Source organism: Lentisalinibacter orientalis (assembly GCF_040706535.1).
Taxonomy (GTDB): Bacteria; Pseudomonadota; Gammaproteobacteria; order Steroidobacterales; family Woeseiaceae; genus Lentisalinibacter; species Lentisalinibacter orientalis.
This window is the reverse complement of sequence record NZ_JAPDRJ010000001.1, coordinates 833,945-850,848: the sequence shown is the minus strand read 5'-3', so window position 1 is coordinate 850,848 and position 16,904 is coordinate 833,945. Positions and strand designations below refer to the sequence as shown.

Sequence of the window (16,904 nt, the reverse complement as noted above, 5' to 3'; positions counted from 1 at the left end):
TCAGGCCGCGCGCTCGTCGGCCCCGGGGTGTGCGGCCGCGTAATCGGCCAGCACCCGGGCCACGCAGGCCGTGACTCGCTTGCCGGTGGCGATATGCAGGAACTCGTTCGGCCCGTGGGCATTGGACTGGGGACCGAGTACCCCGGTCACCAGGAACTGGGTCTCGGGGTACTTCTCGCCCAGCATGTTCATGAACGGGATGGAGCCGCCCTCGCCCCGGTAACAGACGGGCCGGCCGAAGAAGGCCTCGGAGGCGGCCTCCAGGCTCTGCGCGAGCCAGGGCGCCGGCACCGGCGCGGCCCAGCCGCTGCCGGGTCCCTCGATGTCGAAGACCACTTTCGCGCCGTGCGGCGGATCCGCCTCCAGTATCTCCTTCAGCCGCCGGGCGGCCGCCGGCGCATCGACCGTGGGCGGCAGGCGCAACGACAGCTTCAGCGTGGTGTGGGTCCGCAGCACGTTGCCCGCGCTGGCGGCCTCGGGCAGGCCCTCCGCGCCCACCACCGACAGCGCCGGGCGCCAGGTGTTGTTCACTACCAGTTCGGCGACGTCGTCGGTGACCGGGCCGGTGCCGTCCGCGTACGGGAAGCTCCGCCAGACCTCGTCGCCGAGCACCTCGGCGGCGCGGCGCACCTGCTCCAGGCGCTCGCCCTCGGGTTCCGCCAGGAACTCCGGCGCGTTTATCTCACCGGTCTCGGCGTCCTCGATACGCCCGAGCAGCGCCCGGGCGATGCGGAAACTCGAGGGCACGATGCCGCTGGCCGTGCCCGAGTGCACGCCCTCGGTGAGCACGTCCACGCGCAGGTCGCCCACCACGATGCCGCGCAGCGAGGTGGTGACCCAGAGCTGGTCGTAATTGCCGGCGCCGGAATCCAGACACACGATCAGGCCCGGCGTGCCGATGCGCTCGCTCAGGTGATCGAGATAGGCGGGCAGGTCCGGGCTGCCGCTCTCCTCCGAGCCCTCGATCAGCACGATGCAGCGGGGATGCGGGATGCCCTGCCGCTGCAGCGCCTCGATGGCGGCGAGCGAGCCGTAGGCGGCGTAGCCGTCGTCGGCGCCGCCACGCCCGTAGAGCCTGCCGTCCTCGATCACCGGCTTCCAGGGGCCGAGGTCGTCGCGCCAGCCGGTGAACGGCGGCTGCTTGTCCATGTGCCCGTACAGGAGCACGGTCTCCTCCGTGGCGCCCGGGATCTCCATGTAGAGGAGCGGCGTCCTGCCCTCCAGCCGCAGGATCTCCCAGGTCATCCCCTCGATGTCCCGGGCCGCACACCACTCGGCGATGTGATCCATGGCCCGGTCGATGTGACCGTTCGCCTGCCATTCCGGGTCGAACAGCGGCGACAGGGCGGGGATGGTGATGTAGTCCTCCAGCGACGGGACGATCTCGGCGTCCCACACGGAGTCGACGAATTCCGTTGTTCTCGCGGTGTCCATGATCCTCTTCCCCACCGGTCTGTTGCTGCGATGTTCCGGCCGGCAGAATATCATGCGCCACGGCACACTGCGGTTGGGAGAGGCCATGCGCCGCCTGCTGAAATTTCTGCACACGATGAGCACCATCGGCATCACCGGCGGACTGGCCGCCTACATGCTCGTGCTCGCGACCGCGCCGCCGGTGGAGTCGCTGGAGGCCTATGCGGCGATGCGCGAGAGCCTGGCCATGCTCTCCAAGTGGCTGATCATGCCCTCCATGCTGATCGTCGTCCTGAGCGGGCTGCTGGCCATCGCCGCCCACTTCCCGTTCGCCGAGGCGCCCTGGGTGTGGGCGAAGGCGCTGGCCGGCATCCTCGTGTTCGAATCCACGCTGATGGCCATCGACGGCCCGGCCCAGCGGGCGGCGGAACTGAGCGAGAAGGCGCTGGGCGGCGAGATCGCCCCCGCCGAACTCGCCGGACTCGTCAGCGACGAGTGGGGCGCCTGGTGGATACTGCTCGCGCTGTTCACGGCCAACGTGATCCTCGCCATCTGGCGGCCGCGGTTCGGGCTGAAGGGCAAGTAGGGCGGAGGCTCGGGATGGAACGGGAACGCTGGCTCAGGATCAAGGAGATCTACCGCGAGGCGCTGGATTGCCCTGAACCCGAGCGCGCGGCGTTCGTGCGCGAGGCCTGCGGCGGCGACGAGGCGCTGGCCACCGAGATACTGGCGCTGCTGGAGACCGCCGGCGGCGCGACGGAGGCGCTCGGCGGCATAGTGGGAGACATCGTGGGCGACGTCGCCGGCGCCGCTGCGCCGGGCTGGTGGAGCGGCTCCGCCGCCGGCGAGCGCATCGGACCGTATCGCCTGCTCGACGTCATCGGCGAAGGCGGGATGGGCCAGGTCTATCTCGCCGAACGCGCGGACGACGAGTTCGAGCAGCGCGTCGCCATCAAGATGGCCAACTGGCTGCGCGCCAGCCCGCAGGTGATCGAACGCTTCCGCGTGGAGCGGCAGATACTCGCCAACCTCGAGCACCCGAACATCGCCCGCCTGCTGGACGGCGGGCGCACCGAGGCCGGCGTGCCCTACATCGTCATGGAGTACGTGGACGGCGTCTCCATCGTCGACTACGCGGCCACGCGTTCGCTCGACCAGCGTCTCGACCTCTTCCTCGCCATCTGCGACGCGGTGCAGTACGCCCACCGCAAACTCGTGGTCCATCGGGACATCAAGCCCTCGAACATCCTGGTGGGCGCGGACGGTGTGCCGAAACTGCTCGACTTCGGCATCGCCAAACTGCTGGACCCGGCGGACACCGAGCCGCTGACCCGGGCCGAGGCGCGCATCATGACGCCGGAGTATGCGAGCCCCGAGCAGCTGAGCGGCCAGCCGGTCACCACCGCCACCGACGTCTACGGCCTCGGCATGATCCTGTATCGGCTCATGGCCGATGCGCTGCCCTTCGATCTCGCCTCCCGCACCTCACCCGAGATCCGCGACATCGTCTGCCACACGGAACCGGTCCTGCCGAGCCGGGCCGCGGCGGCAGCAGGCAAGCCGGAGCGGGCCAGCCGCCTGAGAGGCGACCTGGACAACGTGATCATGATGGCGCTGCGCAAGGACCCGCAGCGCCGCTACGCCACGGTGAAGGAGCTCGCGGACGACATCCGCAACTACCGGGCCGATCAGCCGGTGCGCGCGCGGGGCGACGGCTGGGCCTATCGCACGGGGAAATTCCTGCGCCGCCACCGCGCGGCCGCGGCGGCGGTGGTGGTCGTCGTCGGCGCCATCGCCGCGCAGACGGTCTTCTACACCCAGCGGCTCGCCGAGGAGCGCGATTCCGCGGTGCGCGAGCGGCAGGTCGCCGAGAACACCACCGAGTTCCTGGTGGACCTGTTCGAGGTGTCGGATCCGGCCACCGCCCGGGGAGAGACGGTCACGGCGCGGGAGATCCTGGACCGGGGCGCCGTGCGCATCCGCGAGGAGCTCACGGACGGGGACGACGTGCGCGCACGCATGCTGCAGACCATCGGCCGGGTCTACGAGCGCCTGGGCCTGTACGAGGACGCCAGGCAACTCATGGAGGAGGCCGTACTGCTGAACCGCGAGCTGCTGGAGCCGCAGGACCGCCGCTTCATCGATTCCCTCAACGAGCTCTCCTGGCTGCACTACCGCCGCGAGGACTGGTCCGCCGCGCAGCAGCTTGCCGAGGAGGCGCTCGCGCTGCAGCGCTCGGCCAGCGGCGGCGACACCCCGGAGATGGCACGCTCCCTGAACCTGCTCGGCACCATCACCTACTACCTGGACGACTACGAGGGCTCCATCGGCTACTACCGGCGTGCTCAGGCCGTACTGGATGCCCCGGAGTGGCGCGACAGCGAGCTGCGCGGCACGACGCTCAATCACCTGGGCATCGTCTACTCCACCCTCTCCCGCTTCGACGAGGCCGAGGCCGTGTACCGGGAATCGCTGGAAATTCGCCGCCGCGTGCTCGGCGAGGACCACCCGGACACGGCCACCGCCTACGTCAACCTGGGCGCGCTCTATGCCAACATGAACCGCTACGACGACGCCCTGGAATACGCCAACCGCGGCCTGGAGATCGACCGCAGGACCAAGGGCGACGACCACGTGGACGTGGCCTTCGACCTCAACCTGCTCGGCAGCATCGAGGTCCAGCGAGGCAACCTGGAACGAGCTCTTGACCATGCACTGGAGGCGGCGGCCATCTGGCGCACCGCGGCGGGGCCCACGCACTCCCGCTACGCCCGCGCGCTGGACCAGCTCGCCGACGTCTATCGGCGGCTCGGGCGCCTCGACGAGGCGCAGGAGAGCGGGCGGCAGGCGCTGACGATATTCCGGGACGAGTACGGCGCGGATCACACACTGACCTCGAATGCCCACTACACCCTGGGCCTGATCTATACCGACGGGGGCGACCCCACGGCGGCACGCGAGCAGCTGCAGCGTGCCCTCGACATCCGGGTGCAGGCCTTCGGCGAGTCGCATCGGGAAGTCTGGAACGCAATGCACCGGCTGGCGAAGCTGGACCTGGACGCCGGCGATGCGGCCGCCGCGCTCGCCCGGGCCGAACAGGCCATCGCCCTGATCGAGGGCGCGGGACTCACCGAGCTGGATATCTACGAGTGGCTAAGCGGGCTGCGCGAGGCGAGCCTCGCTGCGCTGTGAGGCGGCACTCTGACGCTCGCCCGACAATACTCCGTCAGTCAGATCCGGCCGGCGGCTCCACGACCCACTCCGGGTCCTCGAACTCGCCGATCACGCGGATGTCCACGTGTTCGGCCTCCGCCGAGATGATCTCCTGCACCCGCTCGTTCGGTGTGGACTCCATCGCGTCCCGCGCCTCCTTGGACTCCCACCTGGCGATGGCGAGCAGCACGTGCGGGTCGTCGATCTTGCGGTGCAGCCGCGTACCGCGAGCGCCGGTCGCCCGCTGGATGATGCGGCTGGCGCGTACCCAGGCGTCGGCGTACTGCTCGGCGGTGTAATGGGGCCTGATGTGGACCTCGAAGACGAAGATCATGGCGGGGTGCTCCGGCTGGCTGCATGCCGTCACCGTAGCGCGCGCGTCCCCGCCTGCCAACGGACCGGCGCTGCGGCAGTGGCCATTGCCATTGCCATTGCCGGCGCACCGACCCGTTCAGTCGCTCAGGAGTCCGTGCCCGCGAACAGCTTCCACAGGGTCGCCTGATCCGGGAAGCCCGTGGGCTCGTAGCCGATGCTCGCCTGGTAGGACTGCACGGCCTCCAGGGTCGCGGCGTCGTAGTTGCCGGAGGCCGGCCCGTCGTAGTGCCCGCCCTCGCTCAGGCGGGCCTGCATGCGGGCGACCGTCTCCCGGTACAGCCGGGTCGCCTTCCCGTCCACGCGCACGTTCAGGATCGGCGAGGCCTCGCGCAGGCGCTGCTCGCGCAGCTGCTCCGCGATGGAACTCACCACGGTGAACAGGCGGTGTTGCGGGTTGTCCTCGCAGTGCCCCTCGATGACCGTGACCAGCAGCTCCGTGGACTGGAACGTGGTGATGTCGTAGGTGGACTCGGAGAGCTGGTTGTAGGCCGTGATGTAGCCGTCGATCCAGCCGCCCATCATCACGTAGGCATCCGAAGCGGCCCCTTTCTCGGCGAGGAAGGTCGCACAGTCGACGACGCCGGCGCCGCGCACGGCGTGACGTGCCTCGTCGTCGCCGGCGAAGGCCGGCCCCGTGGCGAGCAGCCCCAGCGACAGATACAGAATCGCGAGTTTCATGCCAGTGCTCCTCCGTTTGCAGAAATAGTCTCCGGTTCCGCCACGGACCGCCGGCGATTGGCAGCGACGGCCAGCAGCAGCAGGCCCAGCAACAGCAGGCCGAGCGAACCGGGCTCGGATACGGCCGTGGCCTCACCGACGCTCACGAGGAAAGAGGAGGCCTGGTACTCACTGAAACCGCCCAGGCCGAAATCGAGATCGAACAGCGACAGTCGGCCGATATCGAACTCCTCGACCAGCGAGCCGAGGCCCCAGGAACGGTTGAACGTGTAGTCGCCTAGGATGCCCAGATCCTTGCCGATGGAGATGCCGAAGGTCAGGAGGTCGATCTCGAGCAGCCCGTTGATGTCCAGCAACAGCTCGTTCAGGAAGCCGGCGACGTTGCGCTGGCCTTCGTAGCCGAGGTAGAAGGTGGGCGTCACCAGCGTCTCGCCGAGCCCGAACATGAAGTCCGGCAACGCGTTCCATTCTAGCCCGCCGACGAAGTCGACCATCTGTCCGAGATAGTCCACCGGCCGCGAAAAGGCGAGATCCACCATCAGCGTGGGCGTCAGCGTGAACTCCTGGCGCAGGTCCAGCGCGGGGCCGAAGTCCACGTCGACGAAGTCCCAGCTGGCGGAGCCGAAGCCCAGGTCCAGCGAGCCGCCGTACAGGTTCTGGGTGGCGCCCTGGGTGGCGACGAGGGAGACCAGGTTGTCGAAGTCGAGCGTCAGGTTGATGAGATCGTCCTGGCCGCTGGCGAACAGGCTCGTGCCGTCGGTGCCGTCGTAGCTGGCGTTCGGCTGGGGCAGGAACAGATCCACCTCGGCGAGTCCGCCGGCCAGCGGGATGTCTTCGGCCGGCAGCCCGGTCGGCAGCGAGACGCCGCCGGCGCCGAGCACCGCCTCCAGCAAGGGGTTGCCGCCGAACCACTCGATGCCGCCCTCGCCGTCCTCGTTGAACGAGACGATGGGCAGGTCGGGGTTCACGTTCATGCTGGCATTGATGGGGACGCAGCCGCCGATGCAGGCCTCGCCGCTGATGCCGGCGTAGATGTCGAACACGAGACCCGAGGTGAGCACGATGGTCGGGAACTGACTGGTGAGGTCGTCGCCGGTGAGATCGGCGGTCGGGTTCAGGTTCACCAGCCCGCCGTTCGCGCCGGCCTCGATCGCATCCGGGATCGTTGCCGTCACGTTGTCGAAGCCCACGGCCGCGTCGACGGAACCGCTGTCGATGGTGACGCCGAACTCGAAGCCGACCCGGCCGTCCGTCGCCAGCGTAACCTCCGCGCCGACAGGCACGGCGGGAACCGGATTCGAGATGGTCCGGGACGGCGCGTCACCGAGACCCGGGATGCCGATTGCGCCGTTGATACAGACGTCGCGGGAAAGTCCGGTTGCCGTGCAGCCGGCGAGCGCCAGCGACCAGGTCGTGTACAGCGGATTCGTGATGGTCCCGCCGGTGCCCGGGAAGTTGTTGATACTGCCGAACGACGTGCTCTCGTCCCATTCCAGGCCGAAGAAATACTCCTCGTCCAGCTGGAACGCCTCGCCCGGGCCCCACATGCTCTGGTCCTCGCTCTCGAAGCCGAGTGATCCCGGGTCGTAGATGGCGGGGTCCGCCCACGCTATCGAGGCCGTCGCGGCCAGTGCCCAGGTCGCGAGGCAGACGGCCATCCTGTTTATTGTTGTTTTCATCGCTACGCTCTCCCTACCGTTGTCGGTCGGCGGCGTCTTCCGCGCCGCCGGATCGGGGCGGCAGAGCGCCCCTTATCCTGTAAAGCAGGAAACGGAGGGAAAAGCGATCACGAAGGGTCGGCGGAACCTCGGGGCACGCCGCCGGAGGCCTGCTGCCCGTCCAGTGCGGCCAGCACGTCCACCCGTTCGGCGAACGCCTGCCGCCAGGCCTCGAGAATCTCGCGCCGGGCCAGGGCGGCGTCCTCGCGCAGCGCTTTCGCTTCCGCGGTCCGGCCGGCACCGGCCAGCGCCTCGGCCAGGGCGAGCCTCAGCTCCAGGATGCCGAGGTGGCCATCGTCGAGTTGTCGGCGCTCGAGCTCGAGAGCGCGCTCGAGCAGGGTGACGGCGGCGGGGGCATCACCGGCGGCGAGCTCGGTCCTGCCGAGCCAGCCCAGCGCCTCGGCAACGTAAGGGTGCTCGGGCCGGCCCAGCGCATTCTTCCCGTCGACCACCGACTGCAGCCGCTCGCGGGCGTCGGCGTAGTCCCCGGCGGCGAATGCCGCCCGTGCCACCGCGGTGCGCGAGCGCCAGGTGCTCGGTTGCTTCTCGCCCAGCGCGGCAATTCGGATCGCGAGCGCGCGCTCCATCAGCGCCCGCCCCTCGACGAGGCGGCCACGCTTCAGCGCCACGTTGCCACTGGCGATGAGTGTGGGCGCAAGGTCCGGGTTGTCGGGCGCGAGCGCGGCGTGCTGGATGGCGGCGGCGCGCTCGAGCACGGCCGCGGCGGGATCCAGCTCGCCCATCTCCTCCAGCAGGAACGCGTAACCGGTCAAAGAGAAGGCGAGCTCCGGGTGATCCGCGCCGACCGCCTCCACCTGGAGGAGGATCTGCCGCTCGAAGGTCTCCCGGGCGGCGACGAACTCGCCGAGCTGGTTGCGGGTGGTCGCCAGCGAGTAGAGCGTCAGCGGCAGGACAGCGTCTGCGCGGCCGACGCTCCGGATGCGCCGCTCGATGGACTCCTCGTAGGTCTCCGCCGCCTTGCGGTAATCGCCCATCTCGTAGAAGACGAGGCCGGTATTGTGCAGCGTGCTCGAGATGGCGGCGTCGTTCGGTGCGGGCTGCGCCTTCTGGATGCGCAGGATCTCCCGATAGAACCCGGCCGCCTGCTGCAGCTCGCCACGCTGCCAGTGGCACAGGGCGAGCGAGTTGATGCCCGGCGCGAGTGAAGCGTCGTCGGCATCCAGCAGCGCGTGGCGTATGTCGTAGGAGCGCTCGGCCCAGCGGCACATGGTCTCGTTGTCGCCCTCCGCATTCGCCACGGCCGAGAGCATGCTCGCGATCTGCGCCACGGGCATCGAGTTGCTGCCCTGTTCGCGCTCCCGTATCGCGAGGGAGCGCTCCAGCGAGGCCCGGGCGCCCGCATAGTCGCCGGTGATACGCAGGATCTTGCCCTGCACGTACAGCGCCATCGCCACGTCCGGGTGGTCGGCCGGGAGCCCCGCTGCCAGCAGGGCCAGCGCCTCGTCGATCAGCGTGCCGGCCTCCTCCGTGCGCCCGATCGACGAGTAGACGTCGGCGATGGTCGTGAGGAGCCGCCCCTGCACGCGGGGAGCGAGATCGGCATCGTCGCGGATGCGCTCGGCGCCCCGCCGGACGATGTGGTCGAGGGTGACCGTGCCGTCCTGACCGCGGTAGGGGTTGCGGGCGTCGAGCAGAGAGACCAGGAAATCGGCAGTCTGCTGGGCCGTCGTCCGCTCAGCGGCGAGCTGTGCCGTGTAGAAGGTCGTGAGCCCCACCACGGCCGCGAGCAGCGCGGCGGCGATGCCCACCGGCAGCCGGTGGCGGCGCAGGAACTTGCCGGCCACGTAACCGAAACTGTCGGGGCGCGCCTGCACGGGCAGGTTCGCGAGGTAGCGCCGCAGGTCGTCGGCGAACGCGGACACGGATTCGTAGCGGCGCTCCGGCTCCTTGCGCAGAGCCTTCAGCAGGATGACGTCGAGATCGCCCTTCAGCGCACGGCGCTGCCGCTCCACCCAGCGCTCGCTGCGGCCGCCCGTCCGGTGCTCGGCCTCGCGGGGCCGGTCGGAGGTCACGGCCGCACTGGGCCGCTCGGCGGGCGTGTACAGGATGGCGCGGGCGACGTCGGCGGGCCGCTCCGACGTCTCGGTGTAAGGCATCCTCCCGGTCAGCAGCCGATAGGCGAGCAGCCCGAGGCCGTAGACGTCCGCGGCGGTGGTGATCGGCTGACCGGCGATCTGCTCGGGGCTGGCGTACAGCGGCGTCATGATGCGCTGATCGGCACGGGTGAGATCGTTGCCCGCGGCGTCGTCGTCCAGCAGCTTCGCGATGCCGAAGTCGACGAGCTTCGGCACGCCCTGCCGGTCGATGAGGATATTGCTCGGCTTGATGTCGCGGTGGATCACGAGCTTGCGATGAGCGTACTGCACGGCATCGCAGACCTTCAGCAGCAGCCGCAGGATTCCCTCGTTGTCCGGCGCGTTGTCGCGGCAGTAGTGCTCGATGCTGACACCGTCCACGTACTCCATGGCGATGTAGGGCACGCCGTCGTCCAGCATGCCGCCGTCGATCAGCCGCGCGATGTTGGGGTGTTCCAGCGAGGCGAGGATGCGGCGCTCCTCCACGAATCGGGCGGTCGCCGCAGGATCCAGGCGGTGAGGCGGCAGGAGCTTTATCGCCGCCGTCTGCTCGAAGTCCGCGTCGACCCGATGGGCCAGGTAGACCGAGCCCATGCCGCCGTCTGCGATCTTGCGGCGGATACGCCACGCCCCGATCCGGCGTCCGTCCATGGAGGCGGCAAGACCGGGCTCCAGCGAGCCGGCTACCTCGCGGATGGCACTGCCGATATCCTCGGTCTGCTCACCGTCGTAAGCGAGCAGCTGCATGACTTCCTCGTACAGCGCCGCATCGCCCGCACAGGCCTCGCGCAGCCAGGCGTCGCGCTCCGACTCGTCGCGTTCGAGAGCGGATTCGAGCAAGGCGTTGATGCGCTGCCAGCGTTCCTGGTCGTCGGTCATGCGGGGCCCCCGCGTCAGGATCCTGCCCCTTATAGCAGCTTCGGGGCCCGGAAACGCTCACGCTTGCCCGCACGGCGGGCTCTATCCAGCCGCCGACGAGATCACCTGAGGCGAACGACTCGCCCGTGGAGTTCGCGGATGCGCTCGGAATTCGCCTGCAGCACCGGCGTCTGGCGGCGCAGCCAGAGTGCCCGCTCGTCCATGATGGAGGCCATGGTCTGCCAGCACATCATCGGATTGATGTCCCAGTCCCAGAGAATCTCCTCGAAGCGCTCCTCCGTGTCCCGGATGCCCCGGCGCGTCCGGCTCGCTTGCAGATCGTCCGGGAGATGGCTCTGCACGATCACGTCGGCGGGCCCTGAGAATTCCACGGAGAGAGGCCGGTCCGAGCCCGCCTCGTAGCGATCCAGGCTGTCGCGCAGGTCCCGCAACCAGGCGAGGCGGTCCTCCAGCGTCGCGATAGTCTGATCGACGTCCCGCTGGGGCATGCGCCAGACGCGCAGCGCCCGCGAGTAGATCTGCACAAGATCGGCGTAGTGCCACTGGTCGAAGATCTCGATGATCGCCTCCTCCCGTCAGGCGTCGTCAGCATCCGCCTCGGCGCGGCCGACGGCGTCGGAGCGGAATCGCCCGAGTCGATTCCCCCGGATATCGAAGACCTCGATGCCCGGGAAACGCCGCAGCACCCGTGCGAGCGTGCCGACGGGCACGTGGCTCACGCGTCGCTTTGCGGGCACCACGAGCAGAGCCAGCCCGTTCCAGCGCCGGATCAGGTGGGGCTCGGTCGAGAAATAGCGGTTGCTGCGGCTCACGGGATAGTTCTACCGCGTGCGGCCGCCTATGGCGACGGAGCAACCTCTGGAAATGCTGTGGAAATCGTGGGGTTCGCGCGGACTGTGCATCGAACCCGTTTCCGGGTCACTGGTCCCGGACAAAGTGTTAACCCTGTGTCCGGAACAAGGTGTAAACCATGTGATCGGAATGAACTAAGGAAGAATTGGCGGGCCCGGCAGGATTGGACAGCAGCTTCGCTGCCCTCGGTTCGAACCTGCGACCTCTGCCTTCGGAGCTCGCCTCTTCACTCCCAAGGTACTGAATTAATTAACACTATCCGGCGCGACGCTCATTGCATTTTCAGTACGGTTCAGGACTCTGCCGCACTCAGTCCCACAAATCTCCCACAGTCGGCACTTCGAGCGGGCGGTGCTGTAACTCTGGGTCGCTGGTCTTTGCTGAATCCAGGGCGTATCGGAGATGACGGACGTACGTACGGCGGCTTTGCTCCTGAAAGCAGCCCTAAGCTTGGGTTAAGTTATGATGTCGGGAGTCGACCCGAAGCGGACGTTAGATAGCTCTCTGGCCTGTACTCAATCCAGCGTCTGCCTGCTGGCTGTCGGCTTATCGGGACGACAGTAGCTTCTGTCCTAAAATCCAGCCGGCCAACCCGATATTGAATAGCAGAACAGAACCAGTGAAAGCCCACTTTGTGCTCGCAGGCGGGAAGACTTTATCGCCAACTCCGATCAGCACCAAGAGGCTCAGGCCAAGCAATAAACCGCAGGAAACTGAATCTCGGCGCAATTGTTGCTGGAGCCGACCGGTCAGAACGGCGATCAATTCAACGCCAGCCAGAATTAGGACTCCTACGAAGATCCAGCTCATAGTCTCCATAATTCTATATCCCTGTTCTTCGGCCAACTGCAGGCAATCATAGCTGCGGAGTCACGCGGGGTCACATTAACGATGTATGCACCGAATTTGAACGTACTCTGTAGTGACTCGAATGCACAAGAGCGATTCGGGCGCATTGTCAGAAGTCTGGATATATTACTGGGACTGACAGTTGTTTAATGACGGCTAATGTGAGCGGCCGCTCCTGGCCGATTCCCGACTGTTTGAGGTTAGATTTCCGCGATCCGAAGTAGTCCGCTTCCACCCTCATAGCGGACCATTAGCTATCAGGCGCGACCTCTCGGCTTAAGTCGGCTTTGCGGCCAGAGGCGGAAGGAGCGTCTCAATCAACGATTGCCGCCCCCGAGCAGAGAACTGTGGAGCGCCACACACCGCAGGGGATTCCCATTCAAGAGGGATTACCACTTGGTGATTTCATCGCAGATCGGCAGTTGTCCATCGGTGCCGGTTGTAGCACCTTTATCGTCTGCAACGGGATCGTCGATCAATTGAGGAACGCAATGACGCCGCTCATCGGTCCACTTTGACATCGTGGCTCGGGTGACTAGCAAGTTGCTCATCGGTCTAATCGGAGCCCTTGGCGGTCTGTCTATTTGGTTGTTTACCGATGGCTCAAGCAGGGAACCCACCGGCAGTCGTATATCGGAACTTGGTTTGTATCCCGAGATCGAGGAACCCGCGCAGAAACGTACCGAGACGCCGCCAGGCGGACTCGGGGGACATGAAATTGACTTGAACGCAGCGGACCGTGTATCCATCCCGAGACAGGCCGATCCACAGCCCATGGAGTCGATGATTGTCAGCGACCCTGGCGAACAGACGGCCGGGCTCGGACCAAGAACTCTGCGAGAGGTACTTGTAGATCGGGCATTCGCAGATCTGCCAGGGCTCATGGTGGATATTGACCAGCAGTTTCTGGCGGAAGAGGAGACCCGATGGGGCGAAAGATCCGCGGCTGCACTCGACAGGATAATGTCGGATGCTTATGCGCCAAACGATCCACCTCCTTATTCCCGACTTTGCAGAGCAACCATCTGCTACCTGGAACTTGACGGATCTGGGGCCGCGGCGGTGGATCTCCATCGTCGCCTCCGTACGATCGCCGGCTCGCAATACGATTTCGCAGAACAGTACGGCGATTTCACGTTGGGTTTTTATTCACGGCTGCCAGACGAGAGAACCCGGTTCTTTTTCCTTCATCCGGATTTCCATCTTGCCGAGCGTGCCGAGTCAGGACTGGAATCAGCGCGGTAACGCGACTCACGCCAACTGCAGAAAATCACGCAATCCGGACCCGCAACAAGAACGTGAAATAGCCGGCATGGAGTGGGGCCGAACACTGTCCTTCGGATCGCCCCTCCCACAAATCTCCCACAATCGGAGAATTGCCGGCACGGCGGTACAGGAGAGCCGCTCGTAAGCCACTGAAATAAAAGGGAAGAATTGGCGCGCCCGGCAGGATTCGAACCTGCGACCTCTGCCTTCGGAGGGCAGCGCTCTATCCAGCTGAGCTACGGGCGCTGATGCGGGTAACCGGCGGGTGCCGGGAAACGGAGGGATTGTACTCTCAGCGTCCAGCACACGTCCAACCCGGTCCTCACCCCAGGTTCGGCGCCTTCGGCGCTGAAACCGGCGAACAAGCTACTGCTGATAGACTGAAAGACAGGGCTACGAGTGGAGAGAATTGATTGTCCGACATTACCGAGCTGCTGCTCCAGTGGAACAGCGGTGACGAAGAGGCGCGAGCCGCTCTGGTCGAGAGCCTCTACAGCGAACTGACGAGCATTGCGGCACGTTACACAGCCGGCGAAAGCAATCTCCCGGACTTGCAGCCGAATGCCCTGGTCCACGAGGCCTATCTTCGCCTCGTGGATATGGACCGGGTGGCATGGCGCAATCGCGCCCATTTCCTCGCCATGGCTGCCACGGTGATGCGTCAGATTATCATCGATGAAGCGCGAAAAAGAGACTCGGCCAAACGCGATGGCGGGATACAGGTCACGCTGAGCGGTATCTTCCCGGCGCTGCAGGAGCCGAGCACCGACGCGCTGATGCTGCACGAGGCACTCGAACGGTTGGCCGAGGTGGACGCAGACCGGGCGCGGCTCGTGGAGTTGCGCTACTTCGGAGGCATGACCATCGAGGAGACCGCCGAAGTGCTCGACATCTCGCCGGCGACGGTGAAGCGCAACTGGGAGGTGGCGCGGGGCTGGCTCTACCGGGCGATGAAAAAAGGACAGTGGGACTAATTGGTTGCGGAAATATATCGCGCCGCTTCCTCGGGCTTCTGCCAGCGCTTGTACAAGTCGATGACCCGCTCGCGCGTGCTCTCCGTCACCTCATGATCCGGACCACGGGTCTCAGTCAGATGATCGAGCGCCCGCAAAAGATGGTCCTCCGCCGCCGCGTATGCGCCTGCCATCGTAAGGCAGAGACCGAGGACGCTCTCACCGGAGCTTATCGCCCAGTGCCCTTCCGGCAATAACTCCCGCCGGCTCTGCAACGACGACCGTGCCAGCGACGTTCCCTCCCCTACGTCGCCCTGCTCGCACAGGATGATCCCTCCTACGTTTTCGACGTAGGAGACAATGAACGGATTCGTCCCGCTTGAAGCCTTCACGCCGGCAACCGCGCGGCGGATGACCGCTTCGGCCTCGCCCGCCGCACCCATCTGCCTATGCAGATTCGCGAGGGATGTGAGCGAGGTGATCGTCTCGGCATGGCCCTCGCCGAGGACGTCCGTCAGGGTCCTGGCAGCCGCCTTGTAATTCTCCACCGCCTGGTCCAGGCGGCCCGTGTTCTTCTGTACGCCGGCGAGATTCGAGAGCAGGATGGCCTGTCTGACAGGGCCCACATTGCCTTTGCGGGCCGCATCCACAGCCTGCAGAAACACGGGTTCGGCCTGCTCGTATTCGCCTCGCTGCATACGATCCGTCGCGATATTATTGAGGATCGTGACCAGCTGCTCCGAGTCTTCCAGCTTCTCTTGCCGATACAGCGTGAGGGCCCGCTCGTAATATTCTGCCGCCGTCGCCTCGGTCGTGAGTTCGCCCTGTACGTTGCCCATCTGGTCATAGGCCCGGACGAGCCCGCTCCAGTCCGGGCTGTCTTGTTCGAGATACAGCGATATCGCCGTGTCGAATTCCCGTGCCGCCGCCTCGTAATCGCCGAGATAGTACAGCGACAGGCCCAGGGCCCGATGCGCATTGGCGGCCGCATTGCCGTCTGCCTGGGCCATCCGGTCGTAGATAGCGAGAGCCTCGAGAGACAGATTGCGGCCGCGCTCGTAATCTCCCCTTGCGACGAAGATATCGCCGAGCGCGACGAGAATCGTCGCGCGAGAACCGGGAGAGTCCGCGTACGCATTAGCGAGATTCGCTTCGGCGTAATCCAGGACATCGGCGATAGTCTCTTCTTTCTCCGAGGTCGCGAACGGATCACCGGCGAACAGCACCGCCTTGAGAAAGTCCACGGTGTCCCTTGCGTTCGCCGCCTGCTCCCTGGCGATATCTCGCTGCCTGGCCGCCTCGCGAGCCTGTGTGGCGTAAGCCAGCAGCCCGACTGCCAGGGATACGATCACCATCGTTACTGCAGCGCTGGCGATCCAGTTCCGCCGGATGAACTTGCCCAGCCGATAGCCCATGCCGCTGTCGCGAGCCTTCACCGGTAGCCCGGCGAGATAGCGATCCAGATCTTCGGAGAACTGCGCAACCGAGGCATAGCGGCGGTCCGGTTCCTGACGCAGGGCCATCATGAGGATCTTCTCGAGATCTCCCTCGAGCGCGCGCTGCAGCTTGCCGACCGATGTTGCCCGGCTCCGTGCTATCGCGTTGCGCTGATCAGCCTCCCGTATACGCTGCAACCGCGTGCTGGGACGTGGAACCGTCAGGCCCTCGAATGTGCGGACCATGTCCCGGTGGCTTCCCGTCTCAAGGCGGTACGGTCGTTCGCCGACCAGTAGCTGGTAGGCGAGTATGCCCAGCGTGTAGACGTCACTCGCCGTCGTCACGCGATTCTCGAGTATCTGCTCCGGACTCGCGTAATCCGGCGTCAGCGCCTGACGTCCGATGACCGTAACATCTCCGGGTGCCTGAGCCTCGGCATCCTCGATCAGCTTCGCGATGCCGAAGTCCAGGAGCTTCGGAATACCGTCCTGCGTAATCAGCACGTTGGAGGGCTTCAGGTCACGGTGAATCACGAGATTCTGGTGTGCGGCCTGGACGGCCGTGGCAACCTTCTGCAGTAGCCGGATTCGCTCACGGAGCCCGAGCCTCCGAGCGTCGCAGTATTCGTCGATGGGCAGCCCCTCGACATACTCCATCACGAGATACGGGATACCGTCCGAGGTGCGGCCACCGTCGATCAGGGCGGCAATGTACGGATGATTCAGGCCCGCCAGGATCTTGCGCTCGGCGTCGAAACGCTTCACGAGTTCCCGGGCCAGCATGGCGCCGCGGACGAACTTGATGGCGACGCGTTGCTTGAACTCCTCTGTGCGGCGCTCCGCCAGATACACGGCGCCCATGCCGCCTTCGCCGAGTCGCTCGAGGATGTGATAGTTGTCGACGGTACGGTCGATGAATCCGTCTTCTACCCCGTCGGATGGCAGCTGCAGTTTCAGGAAATTGCCGGACTCCTCGATGGCGAGCAGGACGGAGTCGACCGATGCACGGAGCTTGGGATCGCCGGCGCAGACCTTGTCGAGAAATCGAATCCGGGCCTCGTCACCAAGAACGACTGCCTCGTCGCAGATATCGAGGACGCGTTTCGACCGCCCCGCTTCAGTCATCCCATTACCCGCTGTATCAGTCGATACGCTGACCCGCCAGACAATGTCGGC

13 protein-coding genes and 1 tRNA gene are annotated in these 16,904 nt (G+C 66.1%); 4 read left to right on the top strand and 10 right to left on the bottom strand.

The genetic code is table 11. The features are described 5' to 3' along the window. Positions 1-1,434, bottom strand: coding sequence for a M20 family metallopeptidase (locus tag ACJMK0_RS03770; protein ID WP_405235647.1), 1,434 nt, complete (start codon positions 1,432-1,434; stop codon positions 1-3). A gap of 52 nt (positions 1,435-1,486) precedes the next feature. Between ACJMK0_RS03770 and ACJMK0_RS03765 the strand changes: the two genes are divergently transcribed. Together ACJMK0_RS03765 and ACJMK0_RS03760 are read left to right on the top strand one after the other, a co-directional pair. Continuing rightward, a complete protein-coding gene (locus ACJMK0_RS03765; RefSeq protein WP_405235645.1) occupies positions 1,487-1,999 on the top strand; it encodes a DUF2269 family protein in 513 nt (170 codons plus the stop codon). A 14-nt stretch (positions 2,000-2,013) separates the two neighbouring features. Continuing rightward, a complete protein-coding gene (locus ACJMK0_RS03760) occupies positions 2,014-4,605 on the top strand; it encodes a tetratricopeptide repeat protein (protein WP_405235643.1) in 2,592 nt (863 codons plus the stop codon). Positions 4,606-4,639: 34 nt separating this feature from the next. On the opposite strand, the gene ACJMK0_RS03755 is transcribed toward ACJMK0_RS03760, so the two are convergent. From ACJMK0_RS03755 to ACJMK0_RS03725, 7 genes are all read right to left on the bottom strand, one after another. After that, positions 4,640-4,960: an antibiotic biosynthesis monooxygenase family protein gene (locus ACJMK0_RS03755; protein ID WP_405235641.1), complete on the bottom strand. Its 321-nt coding sequence runs from the start codon at positions 4,958-4,960 to the stop codon at positions 4,640-4,642. Between the two features lie 125 nt (positions 4,961-5,085). Further along, complete coding sequence (locus ACJMK0_RS03750; protein WP_405235639.1) at positions 5,086-5,679, bottom strand: peptidoglycan-binding domain-containing protein; 594 nt, start codon at positions 5,677-5,679, stop codon at positions 5,086-5,088. Then, on the bottom strand, positions 5,676-7,358 hold the full coding sequence (locus ACJMK0_RS03745) for a PEP-CTERM sorting domain-containing protein (RefSeq protein ID WP_405235637.1): 1,683 nt from the start codon (positions 7,356-7,358) through the stop codon (positions 5,676-5,678). The genes ACJMK0_RS03750 and ACJMK0_RS03745 overlap by 4 nt, the downstream gene beginning before the upstream one ends. A 107-nt stretch (positions 7,359-7,465) precedes the next feature. Then, on the bottom strand, positions 7,466-10,372 hold the full coding sequence (locus ACJMK0_RS03740) for a serine/threonine-protein kinase (protein ID WP_405235635.1): 2,907 nt from the start codon (positions 10,370-10,372) through the stop codon (positions 7,466-7,468). 101 nt (positions 10,373-10,473) lie between these two features. Beyond that, positions 10,474-10,896 carry a hypothetical protein gene (locus ACJMK0_RS03735; RefSeq protein ID WP_405235633.1) on the bottom strand — a complete coding sequence of 141 codons (423 nt, stop codon included), beginning with the start codon at positions 10,894-10,896 and terminating at the stop codon, positions 10,474-10,476. A 51-nt stretch (positions 10,897-10,947) separates the two neighbouring features. Next, entirely contained in the window at positions 10,948-11,184 is a 237-nt protein-coding gene (locus ACJMK0_RS03730; protein ID WP_405235631.1) for a hypothetical protein, read from the bottom strand. Positions 11,185-11,770: 586 nt separating this feature from the next. After that, positions 11,771-12,034 carry a hypothetical protein gene (locus ACJMK0_RS03725; RefSeq protein ID WP_405235629.1) on the bottom strand — a complete coding sequence of 88 codons (264 nt, stop codon included), beginning with the start codon at positions 12,032-12,034 and terminating at the stop codon, positions 11,771-11,773. A 684-nt stretch (positions 12,035-12,718) separates the two neighbouring features. Here ACJMK0_RS03725 and ACJMK0_RS03720 point away from each other — a divergent pair. Further along, on the top strand, positions 12,719-13,318 hold the full coding sequence (locus ACJMK0_RS03720) for a hypothetical protein (protein WP_405235627.1): 600 nt from the start codon (positions 12,719-12,721) through the stop codon (positions 13,316-13,318). A 190-nt stretch (positions 13,319-13,508) separates the two neighbouring features. Here ACJMK0_RS03720 and ACJMK0_RS03715 read toward each other — a convergent pair. Beyond that, positions 13,509-13,585 (bottom strand) — tRNA-Arg (locus ACJMK0_RS03715). 167 nt (positions 13,586-13,752) lie between these two features. Here ACJMK0_RS03715 and ACJMK0_RS03710 point away from each other — a divergent pair. Continuing rightward, a complete protein-coding gene (locus ACJMK0_RS03710) occupies positions 13,753-14,313 on the top strand; it encodes a sigma-70 family RNA polymerase sigma factor (protein WP_405235625.1) in 561 nt (186 codons plus the stop codon). Here the strand turns inward: ACJMK0_RS03710 and ACJMK0_RS03705 are convergent. Further along, positions 14,310-16,853: a protein kinase domain-containing protein gene (locus tag ACJMK0_RS03705; protein ID WP_405235623.1), complete on the bottom strand. Its 2,544-nt coding sequence runs from the start codon at positions 16,851-16,853 to the stop codon at positions 14,310-14,312. The genes ACJMK0_RS03710 and ACJMK0_RS03705 overlap by 4 nt on opposite strands. Positions 16,854-16,904 lie beyond the last annotated feature (51 nt).